14 protein-coding genes and 1 pseudogene are annotated in these 15,299 nt (G+C 69.0%); 10 read left to right on the top strand and 5 right to left on the bottom strand.

All coding sequences use genetic code 11. The features are described from left to right. The first annotated feature begins 74 nt into the window (after positions 1-74). The 3 genes from AB6B38_RS14285 (at position 75) to AB6B38_RS14275 (ending at position 3,308) form a co-directional block, all read left to right on the top strand. Positions 75-740 (top strand): RNA polymerase sigma factor, encoded by a 666-nt coding sequence (locus tag AB6B38_RS14285; RefSeq protein WP_371395237.1) that lies wholly within the window; start codon positions 75-77, stop codon positions 738-740. Positions 741-764: 24 nt separating this feature from the next. Next, positions 765-1,820 (top strand): FecR family protein, encoded by a 1,056-nt coding sequence (locus tag AB6B38_RS14280; RefSeq protein ID WP_371395236.1) that lies wholly within the window; start codon positions 765-767, stop codon positions 1,818-1,820. Between the two features lie 303 nt (positions 1,821-2,123). Further along, entirely contained in the window at positions 2,124-3,308 is a 1,185-nt protein-coding gene (locus tag AB6B38_RS14275) for a TonB-dependent receptor plug domain-containing protein (RefSeq protein ID WP_371395235.1), read from the top strand. On the opposite strand, the gene AB6B38_RS14270 is transcribed toward AB6B38_RS14275, so the two are convergent. The 5 genes and pseudogenes from AB6B38_RS14270 to AB6B38_RS14250 all read right to left on the bottom strand — a co-directional run bounded on the left by AB6B38_RS14270 (position 3,295) and on the right by AB6B38_RS14250 (position 7,268). Continuing rightward, positions 3,295-4,448, bottom strand: a protein-coding gene (locus tag AB6B38_RS14270; RefSeq protein ID WP_371395234.1) for an IS3 family transposase whose coding sequence is annotated in 2 segments (ribosomal slippage) — positions 3,295-4,175 and positions 4,175-4,448 — 1,155 coding nt in all. Because the reading frame shifts where the segments join, the coding sequence is not laid out codon by codon here. The two genes, AB6B38_RS14275 and AB6B38_RS14270, sit on opposite strands and share 14 nt — an antisense overlap. 79 nt (positions 4,449-4,527) lie before the next feature. Then, positions 4,528-4,931 (bottom strand): annotated as a pseudogene (locus AB6B38_RS14265) (IS5 family transposase); the annotation flags it as partial. An 84-nt stretch (positions 4,932-5,015) separates the two neighbouring features. Continuing rightward, entirely contained in the window at positions 5,016-5,426 is a 411-nt protein-coding gene (locus tag AB6B38_RS14260) for a hypothetical protein (protein WP_144254494.1), read from the bottom strand. A gap of 94 nt (positions 5,427-5,520) precedes the next feature. Continuing rightward, positions 5,521-5,661, bottom strand: coding sequence for a hypothetical protein (locus tag AB6B38_RS14255; RefSeq protein WP_170244621.1), 141 nt, complete (start codon positions 5,659-5,661; stop codon positions 5,521-5,523). Between the two features lie 194 nt (positions 5,662-5,855). Further along, on the bottom strand, positions 5,856-7,268 hold the full coding sequence (locus AB6B38_RS14250) for a tetratricopeptide repeat protein (RefSeq protein ID WP_144254495.1): 1,413 nt from the start codon (positions 7,266-7,268) through the stop codon (positions 5,856-5,858). 471 nt (positions 7,269-7,739) lie between these two features. Here AB6B38_RS14250 and AB6B38_RS14245 point away from each other — a divergent pair, with 471 nt between their 5' ends. From AB6B38_RS14245 to AB6B38_RS14215, 7 genes are all read left to right on the top strand, one after another. Then, complete coding sequence (locus AB6B38_RS14245) at positions 7,740-8,951, top strand: DUF932 domain-containing protein (protein ID WP_371395233.1); 1,212 nt, start codon at positions 7,740-7,742, stop codon at positions 8,949-8,951. 123 nt (positions 8,952-9,074) lie between these two features. After that, complete coding sequence (locus tag AB6B38_RS14240; protein ID WP_371395232.1) at positions 9,075-11,120, top strand: ParB N-terminal domain-containing protein; 2,046 nt, start codon at positions 9,075-9,077, stop codon at positions 11,118-11,120. 126 nt (positions 11,121-11,246) lie between these two features. Next, a complete protein-coding gene (locus AB6B38_RS14235; RefSeq protein ID WP_144254443.1) occupies positions 11,247-11,720 on the top strand; it encodes a DUF6878 family protein in 474 nt (157 codons plus the stop codon). A gap of 11 nt (positions 11,721-11,731) precedes the next feature. Next, positions 11,732-12,118: a hypothetical protein gene (locus tag AB6B38_RS14230; protein ID WP_144254442.1), complete on the top strand. Its 387-nt coding sequence runs from the start codon at positions 11,732-11,734 to the stop codon at positions 12,116-12,118. Then, positions 12,115-13,149 carry a toprim domain-containing protein gene (locus tag AB6B38_RS14225; protein ID WP_371395231.1) on the top strand — a complete coding sequence of 345 codons (1,035 nt, stop codon included), beginning with the start codon at positions 12,115-12,117 and terminating at the stop codon, positions 13,147-13,149. The genes AB6B38_RS14230 and AB6B38_RS14225 overlap by 4 nt, the downstream gene beginning before the upstream one ends. A 300-nt stretch (positions 13,150-13,449) precedes the next feature. Beyond that, positions 13,450-14,370 carry a DUF2493 domain-containing protein gene (locus tag AB6B38_RS14220; protein ID WP_144254440.1) on the top strand — a complete coding sequence of 307 codons (921 nt, stop codon included), beginning with the start codon at positions 13,450-13,452 and terminating at the stop codon, positions 14,368-14,370. 147 nt (positions 14,371-14,517) lie between these two features. After that, positions 14,518-15,272 (top strand): IS5 family transposase gene (locus AB6B38_RS14215; protein WP_371395230.1). Its coding sequence is split into 2 segments (ribosomal slippage): positions 14,518-14,850 and positions 14,853-15,272, totalling 753 coding nucleotides; the frame shifts between segments, so codons are not numbered across the junction. Positions 15,273-15,299 lie beyond the last annotated feature (27 nt).

Here is a 15,299-nt window from a genome sequence, read left to right as displayed (position 1 = left end):
CCCGGCCCGCCAGAATGGGGCGTGTCCGGCGGCAGCGCCGGACCGGCACGGGGCTCAGCGAGAGGCGGCCAGACGTGAGCGGGGCGTTCAGGACAGGCGAAGCCGGCGCGCCCGATGCAGGCGCGGCCGCGGACATGCGCCCGGCCGCCGGCGCCCGCCTCAGCCGGCCGGACGCGCCGTCGGGGCCGGGCGAGGGCAGGGCGGCCGGGGCCGCGCCGGACGGCGATGACCGCCCGCTGGCGGCGCTCTACCGCGATCAGTATGCGCACTTCCTGCGCTTCGCCGCGATCCGCACCGGGTCGGAGAGCGACGCCCAGGACATCGTGCAGGACGCTTTCCTCGATATCGGGCGCGCCTATCCCGACAAGCCGGCGGACGAGCTGCGCAAGCTGCTCTTCACCGCCATCCGCAACAAATCCGCCAATCTCGCCGCGGCGGCGCGCTCGCGCGCGGCGCGGCGCTCCGTGGATATCGGATCGGTCCAGGACGTGCTGCCCGAAACTGGCGCGCCGAACGCTGAGCAGAATGTGATCGACCGCGAGCTCGTCTCGCTGGTTGATGAGATCGTCGGGGGGATGAAGCCGCGGCGCCGCCGCATCCTGCATCTCCACCGGCTCGATGGATTGACCTATGACGAGATCGCCGACCAGCTGGGCATTTCACCCTCCTCGGTGAAATACAATCTGGCCCAGGCGGTCGCGACCCTGGCCCGGCAGCTCAAGCGCCGGATCCGGGACTGAAGGCGGCCAGGAATGTTGAGGCGTATGACAGATCAGCCCCGAGACGAGGACGACCGGATCGACGCGGCCGGGCGCTGGTATGCCGAGCTGCGCCGCGACGATGTCACGCTCGAGACCTGGGACGCCTTCCTCGCATGGGAGGCCGATCCGGCCAATGCCGAAGCCTTCCGCGCCGTCGAGCGCGGCCTCGGCGCGCTCAGGCCGTCCGCCGCCGCGGCGCCCGCCAATGACACCGGCCCGGATGCCGGCGCCGTGCCCGGTTCTGTTACTGGACAGGACATCGCGGCCGCCGCGCCGCCGCGGGGGCGGGGCGGGCGCGTCGCCTGGATCGCGGGCGCGCTGGCGGCCTGCCTGGTCGTGGCGCTCGGCGTGTCCGTTCTGGCGGCGGGCCAGCTGCGGCCGGCGGGCGAGATCTACACGACCGCGCTCGGAGAGCAGCGCACGGTCGAGCTGGCCGATGGCAGCCGCCTCACCCTGAACACCAACTCAGCTGTCGAGGTCGCCTATGCCCGGGACCGGCGCCTCGTGCGCCAGACCGGCGGGCAGGTCTATTTCGAGGTCGCGCCGTCCGATGCGCGGCCCTTCCAGGTCCTCGCCGGGGAGACCCTGACCACCGCGACGGGCACCGAATTCGACATCTGGCTCCGCCCGGCTGAAACCACCATCACCCTGCTGGAAGGCGGGGTGAGCGTCGCGCCCGCCCGCGAGGGCTGGCTCGCCCCCTGGCGCGGCCCGCAGGTCACCGGCGAGGCCGTCCCGCTGGCGCCCGGCCAGCAGGCGCGGCTGGCGGCTAGCGCCGCGCCCGAGATCGCGGCGGTTGACTCCACCGCCCTGACGAGCTGGCGCTCCGGCTTCGTGCAGTTCACCGACGTCACCCTCGCCGAGGCCGTGCGCGAGCTGAACCGCTACTCCGCCATCAAGCTACGCGTCACCGATCCCGAACTCGCCGCCGAGCGCCTGAGCGGCGCCTTCCCGACCGGCGATCCCGACGGCTTCGTCGAAACCCTCGAACTCTACCTGCCGATCCGCACCGTGCGGACCGCCGACACCATCCTCATCGCGCCGCCGCGCGGGGGCTGAGCCCGCCGCGACGGGAGACCGGCGCCGGATAGGGGGCCAGAGGGCGCGCGATGCGCGCGGGGGAAGGCATCGGGTCGTCTGCAGGCGGACGGGTGCGCCCGAGGACCGGGGCGCGGAGGACGTGTCGTGGGAAACGCGGACCGGGGAGGGCGGGTCAGGAGGCCGCGCCGAACATTGCCAGACCGCTTTCAGAATTTTTTGCCCGCTTTCCGGAGTGCCCGGTTGAGGAGGGAGCTGCGCGCCGGGGGAGCCTGCCGCGGCCTCATCATCAGGAACCAGGCACACGACACTGGAGGGGAGACTATGGGCGTCAGGACGTCATTCAGGCAGGGGCTGCTCTGCGCGGCTGCCATCATCACCGCAATGGCCATGCCGGCCGACACGCTGGCGCTCGAGCCGGCCGAGTTCACCATCGAAGCCGCCCCGCTCGGCGACGCCCTGCGCGCCTTCAGCCAGCAATCCGGCCGCGCTATCCTGTTTTCTGAAGGCACAGTCTCCGGCCTGACCGCCCCGCGCCTGACTGGCACCTACGAGCCCGAGGCGGCGCTCGGCCTCCTCCTCCAGGGCACCGGGCTGGAATTCACCCAAGGCCCCAACGGCAATCTGATCGTCCGCCGGCAGACGGGCGCCGATCCGGTCCAGACACCGGAACCCGGACGGGGCAGGGGGCGGGAAGTATCGGGCGAGCCCGACCCGGAGACCGACAGTCGGCGGATCGAAACGATCACCGTCACCGGCACGAGCATCCGCGGGATCGCGCCGGAGAGCTCGCCTTTCCAGATGTTTACCCGCGAGGAGATTTTCGAATCGGGTCTCGCCTCCACAGAACAGTTCCTTCGTACGATTCCGCAATTATTCGGCGGAGGCTCCTCCGAATTTGTCCCGGTCACGCTACCTAATGATTCAAATTCTGGTCAGAATAATACGGCAGGCAGTAGCGCCAATTTACGCGGCCTTGGCTCGCGCGGCACGCTTGTGCTGCTCAACGGGAACCGTGTAGCCCCGTCGTCGCAAATTGGTGATTTCGTCGATCTGTCCCTCATACCGGTTTCCGCGATTGAAAGAATTGATCTGCTGACAGACGGCGCTTCGTCTATTTACGGCGGCGACGCCATTGCGGGCGTCGTGAACTTCATCCTGCGAGACGATTTCGACGGTGCGGAGACGTCGTTGCGTTACGGCAATGTGACCAGCGGTGACATGCGTGAGATCCGGCTGAGCCAAACGCTAGGCCGCGCATGGGGCAGCGGGAATCTTCTCGCCACCTACGAATATTATGATCGCGACGCTCTCAGTCTCGCTGATCGGCCTGACATCGACATTTTCCCACCCAGGACGCCATCTGTTGTGCTCCCTGATCCGGCGTTCTTCAGCCTGCTTCCAGGGCAAGAGCGCCACAGCGGCGTAATTTCGGTGCGTCAGGACTTTCAAGACCTGAGCTGCTCCCCGATGTTTGGACAGTTTCGGGGACGTTTTAAGCTACTCTGAGCTCCTGCTGACTGGGTTGATTGGGCTGGCGCTCGCGCCAGTAGATCATGGCGGGCGGCCGCCCGCCATGAGCGGTGTGTGGCCGCTGGTGATTGTAGAAGCGGATCCAGCGGCCGACGCCGGCCTTGGCCTGCGAGCCGGTCTCCCAGGCATGCAGGTAGACGCATTCATACTTCAGCGACCGCCATAGCCGTTCGATGAAGATGTTGTCGATGCAGCGCCCCTTGCCGTCCATGGAGATGCGCACGCCGGCCCGCCTGAGTGTGTCGGTCCAGGCGAACGCCGTGAACTGGCTGCCCTGGTCGGTGTTCATGATCTGCGGCGGCCCGAACCGACAGATCGCCTCGGTCAGCGCCTCCACGCAGAACCGGGCCTCCAGCGTGTTGGAGATGCGCCAGGCGAGCACCTTGCGGGTATGCCAGTCCATGATCGCGACCAGGTACAGGAAGCCGCGCCGCATCGGCAGATAGGTGATGTCCGCGCACCAGACCTGGTCGGGCCGATCCACGCGCAGGCCGCGCAGGAGATACGGATACGTCTTGTGCCCCTTGGCCGGCTTGCTGGTGTCCGGCTTCTGGTAGATCGGCATCAGGCCCATGAGCCGCATCAGCCGGCGCACGCGCTTGACGTTCACGCCATGCCCCTCATTGCGCAGATGCCAGCACATCTGGCGCACGCCATAGAACGGCGTCTCCAGGAACTGCTCGTCGATCCGACGCATCAGCGCCAGGTTCGCATCGCTCTCGCCCTCGGGCGTGTAATAGAACGAGGACCGCGCGATCGACAGCAGGCCGCACTGGCGACCGATCGACAGCGCCGGATGATCAGGCTCGATCATCGCGCGCCTCACGTCCCGCCCCAGGGCTTGAGCTTTCTGGACAAAAAATCGTTGGCGACCGCCAGCTCGCCGATCTTGGCGTGCAGCGCCTGGAGCTGGGCCTCGTCCACCTCCGGCTTGCGCCGCGATCCCCGCTCGAACACGCCCGAAGCGCCCTCCAGAAGAGCGCGCTTCCACTGGTGGATCATCGTGGGGTGGACCCCGAACCGGCTCGCCAGCTCGGCCGCGGTCTGTTCGCCCTTCAACGCTTCAAGCGCCACCTTGGCCTTGAACTCCGGCGAATGCTGCTTGCGTTTCGACATCTGCGATCTCCTCGTCGTCGAAGATCAGCAGAACCCAAATTGTAGCTTACGTCAGCGTCCGAATTCTGGGGAGCAGCTCAATGGGCAGGCCCTCGGCGTTGGTGCGCAGGTGTATCTTGGTCGTGAAGCCACCTTTAGAGCGCCCGAAACCCTGTTTTTGAGTCCCCCTTTAGCGCCCGCAGCCTGATGGTGCGCGCGAACGATGGTGGAATCGACCATCTGCAAGGTGTCGGGCACAGCCCCGCTCTCGCCCAGCGCCTCCAGCATCAGCTCCCACACGCCCGACAGCGTCCAGCGGCGGAACTGACGGTAGACCCGCGTCCACGGACCGAAATGCTCGTGAAGATCACGCCAGGGCACGCCGGTGCGCGCGATCCAGAACACCCCGTCCAGCACCCGGCGGTGATCCGAAGGCGGGCGGCCCCGCTTGCCCCCGGTCGCCACCACGAAGGGCTCGAAAAACGCCCACTCCTCGTCCGTCATCAAACCGCGAACCAAGACCGCCTCCCAAAAACCAGTCTTGAATCACGCTTCGGGCAGGTTGGGAATCCACTTCGTCAACAGGACCTAGACCGCCCGCAGTATCGCTTCGACGTTTGAACGGTGCCGGTGGCACAGCCACCAACTTGAGGCAACCGCATGCAGTATCGCCGCGACCTCTCTCGCCGATACGCCTCTCGCGTCGAGTGCGACCGGATCGTACACAGAGGACTGTGTTGCCGGAACATCGGATTCGCGCAGGGGTTTTCCCTGTTGGGCGTCTTGCGAGAGCAGCCCTCTCTCTACCAGCCTATTCGCAAACTGCTCAGCGATATTCGAAAGGGATGAAGTCGCATCCATGTTGCGGACCTCTTCAAACCACCTGGATTGATCTTTCGACAAAGTGACGTAGCGGTCGCTGGTGGCATCCAGGAAGATGTATACATCACCAAGCCTTTGCAAATAAACGCCCTCAGGTAGATGCAACGGCGCTCTCATATTGCGCATCCCAGCTAGTGCTATTAGCATTGGGGTTCAAAAAATCCCGCCAGGAAGAAGGGAGGGCCCTGCAGGGCCCTCCCTTGTCTCGACCCTAAGCCGAGTCTCTCGAGTTCTGCGTCAGGTCGACTTCGCTTCCGGGGAAGATTCCACCTTTCGTTTCCTCCGAGACCGATCCGAGTTCGATCGGCTCGAATTTGTCATCCTGCGGATGGGTCTGCTCTTCGCGTTTCATGATGATGCTCCTTCCTTCTGGGGGACGCCGCCGCGCTGGCGGCACCTGAAGCCTGCGCTTGGGGCGGTGGGGAGTCAAAAGGAATAGCCTAATAAATACGGTGGGTTATGGCTTGGCATATGATCCGCCTGTCCGGCCTGTGAGGGGCGGCGGAACGAGGCGGCAATCAACGAGGTTGGCCCGTAGGCGGACGGTCAGCGGAAGCGGGTCTCCTCTTCTTTGTCGGGGCGTGCGCGCGCGAGCTTCGGCAGGATCCGGTCCATGCCGGGCAGGCGCACGGGAGACTGGGCGAGCAGAGCGCGGGCCTTGGCGCGGTCGCCGCGCATCAGCGCCGACTTCGCCCGGGCGAGCGCATAGAAGGCGCGCACCCAGGGGCTGACGCCGTCGAGCGCGGGCGAGCTGATCGCGGAGGCGAACCCGTGATCGGGCGTGCGCCAGCCATCGCCATAACTCTCTGTCAGATACCGCTCGACCGGGTCGAGCAGGGGATAGGAGGTTTTTCCGAAGGTCCGGCGGCGGATCTGGAACGCGGAGAAGCGCCAGGCGACATCGCCATCCGTCCCGCTGAACCCGCAGACCAGCTGGTCCGCCTGCGGATCATGCGCGAAGAGGTCGATGCCTGCGCCCTGGTGATGGAGCGGGATGTACCGGTCGCCCGGGCGCGCGCCGCGGTCGAGGATGAGGTCGGGATGGGCGCGGATGAGGCCAGCGAGATCCGGGCCGCCATCCGCGCGCCGGATCACGCCGATATCGAGATCCCGGTCGTGGGCGAGCGGGCCGCCCTCGCGGTGGAAGCCGAGCGCCGTGCCGGCCGCCAGGAAGTAATCGATCCCCGCCGCCTCCAGGATGGCGGCGAAGGAGGCGAGGGCGTCGTTACCGGTGGCAATCCCGAACGGGTTCGCGCGCGGCGCGGCCGGGATGTCCGCCGCCGGAAGACTTGCCAGCGCCGAAGCCTTCTGCAGCGCCGCCTCCCGGAACCGGCCGGCCCGGTAGAGCGCGCCCGCGAGCTTGTCATGCGCAGCGCTCGCGCTTCGGAACCGGCCGAACCGGTCTTGCGCGAACGTGGCCGCATCCTCCGCGCGGCGAGCTGCGACCAGCGCGGTCACGCAGGCCGCATAGAGTTCCGGCGCCGCGCGGTCGCCGGCGCACAATCGCTCGAGCGCCTCGGCGGCTTCGTCCACGGCGGCGACCCGCTCCTCCTCGTCCGGCGTGATGTCGGCGATCGACTGCCAGCTGCGCCAGGCATTCGGCTCACCCGCCACCAGCTTCCGGAAGGTCGCCAGCGCCGCCGCCCGGTCGCCGAGCGCGTTCTGGGCGAGGGCGCGGCCGTGCCGGGCATCCACATGGCGCGGATCGATGCGAAGGATCGCCCCGAACGTGCCGTCCGCCTCCTCCGCCAGACCCGCCCGCAGCTGGGCGCTGGCGAGCGCCTGCAGCGTGTCGAAATGCCGGGGACGGATCAGCCGGGCGCGGCGCAGATGCGGCAGGGCGTCATGGGCCCGGCCCGCGCGGGCGAGCGCGACGCCGGTCTTCAGGCAGGTCTCCCAGTCGGAAGCGGGCGCGCCCGTCGAGTCCGGACGAGGGGAGGGGCGGCCGTACTCAGTCATGACCGCCTCCGCAGAGGGATAGCGCGGGGGCGTCGCCCGGTGCGGGCGGTCTCGAACGGGGAGTGCCTGCGTCTCGCGTCATGCCGTCAGTCCGGCCAGGGCCGCGGACCACCCTGTGACGCGCCGTCGCGCGCCCGCCATTCAGCAGGTCAGGTGGGCGCAGCGAAAACGGATCAGGTCAGATCAGGCAGGATCCCGCGCGTTCTTCCGCGTCTGGCATCTCGCCCGCTCATGCTCTCCGCCGCTTCAATTGCGGTATACCGGAAAACACCCAATGGTAGCGCAAACGGACGACGCTGGGTAGTGTAAAATCGAGTAGGTCCGCAATTTGTGCGGGTTGATGCGCTGCGGGACAGCGTGCGGCGTCCGGCGAGACGTCACCGCGGGTGAGAGAGGCAGAGGCGGGCGGGGAGGGGGTGACGGGTTGGAGGCCGGGAGAGGGCTCCGGGCCGCCCGTCGCGGAGAAGTCCCATGCCCCGACAAGAAATCCTGCCCCCTCTCGCCCCGTCCCCATCGCCTCCTCCAGGTGGCGGCTACAAGGTCGATGTCAGCCGCGGCGAGCGGATCGGACGCGTCTCGTCCGAATGGTTCAGCCGGCCCGACGATGAACGCTACCTCTCGCTGTCCGATCTCCATGACGCGGTCCGCGGCCGCGCCGAGGCCAGCCGCACAAGGATCGTCGAAAGCGCCCAGATCCGCGTGCTCGCCGAGCGGGATGATCCCGAAGACCTCGCGCTGATGATGCCGGGCGCGGACGCGCCCATCGCGCCCACCCATTGGAGCTTCGGCCAGCTGGCGAGCCTGGTCGGCGCGCCCGCCGCCTATATGCGCCAGCTGCCCGCCCCGCTCGCGGGCATCAATCTGCAATACGGCCTCACCGCCCACCGCGCCGAGCAGATCAAGACGCTCGAGACCGCGGACGGGCGCACCGAGCTGCGCGCGGTGACCGGGCCCGACTATGGCCGCATCTTCGATCATGAGCTCGTCACGGCCGTGCGGCGCATCGCCGGCGACGGCACCGGCGACACCCGCTGGAAAGTGCCCGGCGTGCTGGACTGGTCGAACGGCGTCTACAACCCGCGCGTCGACGTCACCAAGGACACGACCACGCTCTACGCCTCGGACCGGGACGTCTTCCTCTTCCTGGTCGATGACCTCAATCCGATCGAAGCGGGCACGCTGCCCGACGGCTCGCCGGACCTCTATTTCCGGGGCTTTTATTGCTGGAACTCGGAAGTCGGCGCGAAGACGCTGGGGATCGCGAGCTTCTATCTGCGCGCCGTCTGCCAGAACCGCAATCTGTGGGGCGTGGAGGACTTCCAGGAGATCCGCATCCGGCACTCCAAATACGCCGCCAGCCGGTTCGCCCATGAGGCCGCGCCCGCGCTGACGCGCTTCGCCAATTCCTCGCCCATGCCCTTCGTGAACGGCATCCGCGCCGCGCGCGAGCGCGTTGTCGCCCGCGATGAGGAGGGCCGCCAGGACTTCCTGCGTCGCCGCGGCTTCACCAAGGCGGCTACGGCGAAAATCATCGACACGGTCCTCGCCGAGGAAGGCCGCCCGCCCGAGACCGTGTTCGACTTCGTCCAGGGCATCACCGCCCACGCCCGCAGCCAGACCCATCAGGACGCCCGCCTCGAACTGGAAGGGCGCGCGAAGACGCTGCTCGAACGGGCCGCCTGATCCTCTGCCGCTGTGCCCTCGCGGCGCCGCCGTCGCCCTCAGAGTTCGAGGGCGGCGGCGGTCGTCGTGACGGGTTGCGAGGCTGGAGAGAGACTCCGGCCGCCCGTCGCGGAGTGTCCACCGATGGCCAACGCCAAGACGAAAATCACCCTGTCGCCCGCGCGCGACATCCCCTTCAACAGGCTCGTCCTCGCCCAGACCAATGTCCGCCGGGTGAAGGCGGGCGTCTCGATCGACGAGCTCGCCGCCTCCATCGCCCGGCGCGGCCTGATCCAGAGCCTGCATGTCCGGCCGCTCCTCGACGAGGCCGGAGCGGAGACCGGCCAGTACGAGGTGCCCGCCGGCGGGCGCCGCTTCCGCGCCCTCGAACTGCTGGTCAAGCAGAAGCGGCTCGCGAAGTCCGCGCCCGTCCCCTGTGTCGTGGGCGATGCGGCCAGCGAAGTGCTCAGCGAGGAAATCTCGCTGGCCGAGAATGTCGAGCGCGCGCCGCTGCATCCGCTCGACCAGTACCGCGCCTTCGAGGCGATGCGCGCCAAAGGCATGACGGAAGAGGCGATCGCGGCCGCCTTCTTCGTCCCGGCCCAGATCGTGCGCCAGCGCCTGCGCCTCGCCGCCGTCGCGCCCGAGCTGCTCGACGCCTATGCCGAAGACGCGATGACGCTCGAACACCTGATGGCGTTCACCGTCACCGATGACCAGGACCGCCAGCGCCAGGTCTGGGAGGCGGTGCAGGCGAGCTATACAAGGACGCCTCAGCAGATCCGGCGCCTCCTGACCGAAACCGCCGTTCGCGCCAGCGACCGGCGGGCGCTCTTCATCGGCATCGAGGCCTATGAGGCGGCGGGCGGACGCGTCCTGCGCGATCTGTTCGAGGAGGACCATGGCGGCTGGCTGCAGGACCCCGCGCTCCTGGGCCGCCTGGTCGCCGAGAAGCTCGCGGCCGCCGCAGAAACCATCGCCGCCGAAGGCTGGAAGTGGACCGAGACCGAGATCAACTTCCCCTATGGCCATACCTTCAGCCTGCGGGAGATCGATGGCGAGCCCGTCGATCTGACCGAGGACGAGGTCGCGGCCCGCGCCGCGCTCGCCGAGGAGTATGACCGGCTCGAAGCCGAGCATGCCCAGGCCGATGAGTATCCCGAGGAGGTCGACCACCGGCTGGGCGAGATCGAAACCGCGCTCGAAGCCTTCGATCAGCGCCCGATGCGGTTCGATCCGGCCGACATCGCCATCGCCGGGGCCTTCATCAGCATCGACCCCAGCGGGCGGCTCCAGATCGATCGCGGCTATGTTCGGCCCGAGGACGAGCCCGCCGCCGACGAGGCCGAGCCCGTCGGCGATGCCGCTGACGAGGAGGTCGTCACCACCGTGTCGATCGACGGAGACGGCGCGCCCGCCGAGGAGCCCGAGGAGGAGGATGACACCGGCAAGCCGCTGCCAGAGCGCCTCACCATCGAGCTCACCGCCCACCGCACGCTCGCCCTGCGCGATGCGCTCGCGGGCCATCCGCGCATCGCGATGACCGCGCTCCTGCACAAGCTCGTGCTCGACAGCTTCAGCCGCGCGCTGCCCGGCGCGGCGCTGGAGGCGCGGGTGAGCCCGGTCTATCTGCCCGTCCAGGGCGAGGGGCTCGCCGACAGCCTCCCGGCGCGGATGATCGAGGAGCGCGACGAGGCCTGGAAGGCCGACATCCCGCTGGCCGAGGGCGATGACGCGGTCTGGGACTGGCTCGACCGGCTGGACGAGGCGAGCCGGCTGGCCCTCCTCGCTCACTGCGTGAGCTTCGGGGTCAACGCCCTGTTCGAACGCCCGAGCCCCTATGGCACGGGGATCTCGGCCTCCGGGCTCGAGCGGCGGATGCGCGAGGCGGACCGTCTCGCCCGCGTGACCGGGCTCGACATGGCCGAGGCGGGCTGGACGCCCACGGTGGCGAGCTATCTCGGCCGGGTCACCAAGGCCCGCATCCTCGAGGCCGTACGCGAAGGCGCGGGCGAGGAGGCCGCCGCGCGCATCGAGGGGCTGAAGAAGGACGCCATGGCCAAGGCCGCCGAGGAACTGCTTGCGGGCACGGGCTGGTTGCCCGCCGCCCTGCGCACGCAGGGTGATCCGCCTGCGGAGGAGACTCCGGCCGAAGACGAGGAGGGCGCCCCGGCCGTCGCCGCCGAATAGCGGCCCGCCATCCCTGATCTCCCGCGGGGCCCCGCGCGTCTCTCCTGGCAAAGGCGCGCGGGTTGGCGCGTGAGCCGGGCGCGGTCGCCCGGCTCATGACCTCAACCGCACATGGGAGTTTCCATCATGACCCAGTCCAACCCGCCGCCCGCGCCATCGCCGATGGCCGACATCGTCGCGCGCATGAAAGCCTATGAAGCCCGCGCCGCCGCGCTGATGCCCGCCAACAAGGCGTCGCTCTTCGCCGTGCTCGCGCCGGCGGGCATCACCCGGATCGACGTCACCTTTGACGGTTATGGCGACAGCGGGCAGATCGAGGACGTCCAGGCCTATGCCGGCGACACGCCCGCCGCCTTGCCCGAGGCGCCCCTGACACTGCGATCGGTCAGCTTCCATGACGAAGAGATCCGCGAGCAGGAGATGACCGTCGCCGAGGCGGTCGAGACGCTTTCTTATAACGCGCTCTCCCAGACCCATGGCGGCTGGGAGGACAATGACGGGGCCTATGGCGCGTTCGTCTTCGACGTCGCCGCCGGGACGATCCGTCTGGACTATAATGAGCGCTATACCAGCGTTGACGCTCACCACCACGATTTCTGAGGAGGCCGGTCATGGGACATTGCTATCACCATGCGCTCTCCTCCGTGCGCAGATGGGGCGGGGCGCCGGAGGATTATCTCGCCCTGCATCAATGGTTCGACGAGTCCAAGGCGATCACCGCCGATTTCCGGCACCGGGCGCTGCGCCATCACGCCGAAGGCATCTTCATGCTCGAACGCTTCTTCGGCGCGGCGATCACCATCTCCACGGGCCGCGTCGTGCCCGTCCGCCTGATCGGCGAACAGCACGTCACCGAGGATCTGGGCTTCATCCCCAGCTTCGCCGACTGGGTGCGCTGCATAAGGCCCGAGCCCTGGATGGGCCGCGCCCAGCCGATCCATAAACAGGTCGACCCGTTCAGCGCGGCTGCGCCCGCCGCGCGGGCCGCAGCGGAATGAGCCGCTCGGACGCCGCCGATCTCGCCCGCCGCCTCGGCCGCCAGGCCGAGGCGGTCTGCCGCCACTATCTCCCCAACGGCCGGCGTGACGGCCAGTACTGGCGCGTCGGCGACGCCCGCGGCGAGGCGGGCCGCTCTATGTTCGTGCGCCTCGCCGACGCGCCCGGCGGCCCGGCCGGCAAATGGACCGACGCGGCCACCGGCGAGCATGGCGACCTACTCGACATCATCCGCGAGACACGCGGGCTCAGCCGGTTTTCTGACATCCTCGCCGAAGCCCGGCGCTTCCTCGCTCTCCCGGAACCCGAGCCGGTGGATGGTTCGCCACCGCGCGCCAGACCGAAGCCCGCCGTGGTGAGCCCCACCGCGGCGCGCCGTCTCTTCGCCGCGGCCCGGCCGATCCGGGGCACGCTCGCGGAGACCTATCTGCGCGCGCGGCGCCTGACCCGGCTCGATGACCTCGCCGCGCTGCGCTTTCATCCGCGCTGCACCGTCCTGCCCGGCGACGGCGCGCCGCGTCAGACCTGGCCCGCCCTGATCGCCTCGGTGACCGATCTCTCCGGTGCCCAGACCGGCGCGCACCGGACCTGGCTCGCCCGCGACGGGGCGGCCAAGGCTCCGCTCGATCCGCCGCGCAAGGCGATGGGCCAGCTCCTCGGCCACGGCGTGCGGTTCGGTCGTCCCGGCGAGGTCCTGGCTGCAGGCGAGGGCCTCGAGAATGCCCTCTCCGTTCGCGAGGCGCTGCCGGGCCTGCCCTCCGTCGCGGCGCTCTCTGCCGCCCATCTCGGCGCCCTCGCGCTCCCGCCCGGTCTGCGCCGTCTCTATGTCATCCTCGACGCCGACGCGGCCGGGGAGGGGGCGTTCGCCCGCCTCGCCGAGCGAGCTCGCGAGGCCGGTGTCGAGGCGCGTCCACTGCGGCCCGCCCGCGGCGACTTCAATGACGATCTCCTCGCTTCAGGGGCTCGCCGCCTCAACGCGGCGCTCGCGCGCCAGCTCGCCCGCGAAGACCGGGTGCGGTTCGGAGGGGCCTGAGCCGGTCTGCAAGCTGGGGCGGGGCAGGGCGCGCGTGCGGGAGCCGGGGCGCGGCGGAAGAGGTCCGCGCCACGGCCTTCCAGCGGGCGAGCGGCCCACAGCCGGCCCGGCCCGGCAATGGCTGCGGCCGACTATTTTCCGGCGCGCTCCCGAAGCGGGAGCGCGTTCCATCGCGAAGCAAAATAGTCGGCCTCCGCCATCAGGGCCCTCGCTTTGCTCGGGCTGCCTGTCCGGACCGCCCGTGGGCTCGGGTCGCCAGGAAGGCCGCGATGGTCGCGGTCCCTGCCGACGGAGCCCGCCATGAACCCGCACGACGCACCCCAGAACCCGCCATCGCCCACCGAGCACCTGCTCCAGGAGCTCCAGCTCTACGGCCACCGTCCGTTCGCGGACGAGCCCGACCCAAGGCCGCTCCCGGGCGGCGACGAAGTCGCCGGCGCGGTCGCCGACATCTTCGACGCCCTGTCCGCCACCCTGCAGGACACCCGCCTCGAACCGGACCTCGAAGGCCTCCTCTGGTCGGCGGTCAATCTCTTCCACCGCGCCGCGGGCCGCATCGAGCGCGAGCTCGACGACAATGAGAAGGCCCAGAAAACCAGCCAGCGCGAGCAGGACGGCAGCGAGATACGCTCGGTCGAACTGGAACGCCTGATCGCCGAGGGCGGCACCCTGCTCGAACGCCGCGACGCCTTCGAGCTCATGCGGGATGAGGCCGCGCTCCACTTCGAGCGCCGCACCGGCTCAGCCTGGAGACCGCGCACCGGGTCGAAGGTCAATCATCGCCACCTCACTGCGGCGATGGTCGACAGCCGCGATTTCCTCGCCGCGCGCCGCCGCGCGGACGCCGCGGTCATGATGCCCACGGGCACGCGGATCGCCTTCACCGGGGGCGACACCGACCAGCACCGCGACATCTGGGCCCGGCTCGATCAGGTCCACGCCAAATATCCTGACATGGTCCTGCTGCATGGCGGCTCGCCCAAGGGCTCGGAGAAAGCCGCCGCCTGCTGGGCGAATGCCCGGAGCGTCCCCCAGATCGCCTTCAAGCCCGACTGGGCCCGGCACGGCAAATCCGCGCCCTTCAAGCGCAATGATGCGGTGCTCGGCGCCCTGCCGATCGGGGCGCTCGTCTTCCCCGGATCGGGCATCCAGGAGAATTTCGCCGACAAGGCGCGGCGGCTGGGGATTCCCGTGTACCGGTTCAGTAAGGGCGAAGGGTGACCTTCATCGCCAGGTCTCGGGCGCGTTCGCACCCTATTTTCTGGGAGCGATGTCTTGCCGTTCTTAGGGTCTGAACCCAATCAGCGTGTTGCGTGAGCACGGCAAATCGTGATTCCGATGGCTTTGCTGGGGTGATCGGAGGACATCATGGCCCGCCTGTTCTGGCTGAGCGACATGCAATGGGCGGCGATCGCGCCGCATCTGCCCACCAACCAGCCCGGCGCGCGCCGGGTGGACGACCGCCGGGTGATTTCAGGCATCATCCACGTGCTCAAGACCGGCTGCCGGTGGTGCGACTGTCCGCCCGAATACGGGCCGCCCACGACGATCTACAACCGCTTCAACCGCTGGTCCCGCCGCCGGTTCTGGATCAGGCTTCTGGAGGCGCTGGCCGCCAGCGGGGCGGTGACGAAAAGCACCGCGATCGACTCCACCTACGTCAAGGCTCAGCGCGCCGCCCATGGCGGAAAAGGGGGGCGAAAAATCAGGCCATCGGCCCGTCGCGCGGCGGCCAGACCACCAAGCTGCACGCGCTGACCGACGTGGTGGGCCGCCCCTTCGCGCTGACCCTGACCGCGGGCAACGCGGCTGACATCACCGTCGCTCCGGCCCTGCTGGCGCGCGCCGAGCGCGTGAAGTATCTCATCGCGGACAAGGGCTATGACGGGGACGGTCTGCGCAGCACCATCCGCCAGGCTGGAGCCGTGCCGGTCATCCCCGGCCGCGCCAACCGCAAGCGCAAAGTCCGGCTGGACGCCCGCCGGTACAGGGACCGCCACCTGGTGGAGAACGCCTTCTGCAGGCTCAAGGACTTCCGCCGCGTGGCCACGCGCTACGACAAGCTCGCCGCCAACTTCCTCTCAGCCGCAGCCCTCGCAGCCATCGTCGCGTTCTGGATATGATCGAGTCTGGACCCTAGGTTGGTCCGC

Origin of the sequence: Glycocaulis abyssi, from assembly GCF_041429775.1 — a bacterium.
Classification (GTDB): Bacteria; Pseudomonadota; Alphaproteobacteria; order Caulobacterales; family Maricaulaceae; genus Glycocaulis; species Glycocaulis abyssi.
This window is presented reverse-complemented; position numbering and strand designations above follow the sequence as displayed.

Coding starts and splice junctions, on each gene's coding strand:
- AB6B38_RS14245 (WP_371395233.1), top strand. CDS start 7,740: ATGCCCCGACAAGAAATCCTGCCCCCTCTCGCCCCGTCCCCATCGCCT.
- AB6B38_RS14275 (WP_371395235.1), top strand. CDS start 2,124: ATGGGCGTCAGGACGTCATTCAGGCAGGGGCTGCTCTGCGCGGCTGCC.
- AB6B38_RS14225 (WP_371395231.1), top strand. CDS start 12,115: ATGAGCCGCTCGGACGCCGCCGATCTCGCCCGCCGCCTCGGCCGCCAG.
- AB6B38_RS14220 (WP_144254440.1), top strand. CDS start 13,450: ATGAACCCGCACGACGCACCCCAGAACCCGCCATCGCCCACCGAGCAC.
- AB6B38_RS14280 (WP_371395236.1), top strand. CDS start 765: ATGACAGATCAGCCCCGAGACGAGGACGACCGGATCGACGCGGCCGGG.
- AB6B38_RS14235 (WP_144254443.1), top strand. CDS start 11,247: ATGACCCAGTCCAACCCGCCGCCCGCGCCATCGCCGATGGCCGACATC.
- AB6B38_RS14255 (WP_170244621.1), bottom strand. CDS start 5,661: ATGAAACGCGAAGAGCAGACCCATCCGCAGGATGACAAATTCGAGCCG.
- AB6B38_RS14230 (WP_144254442.1), top strand. CDS start 11,732: ATGGGACATTGCTATCACCATGCGCTCTCCTCCGTGCGCAGATGGGGC.
- AB6B38_RS14260 (WP_144254494.1), bottom strand. CDS start 5,426: ATGAGAGCGCCGTTGCATCTACCTGAGGGCGTTTATTTGCAAAGGCTT.
- AB6B38_RS14250 (WP_144254495.1), bottom strand. CDS start 7,268: ATGACTGAGTACGGCCGCCCCTCCCCTCGTCCGGACTCGACGGGCGCG.
- AB6B38_RS14240 (WP_371395232.1), top strand. CDS start 9,075: ATGGCCAACGCCAAGACGAAAATCACCCTGTCGCCCGCGCGCGACATC.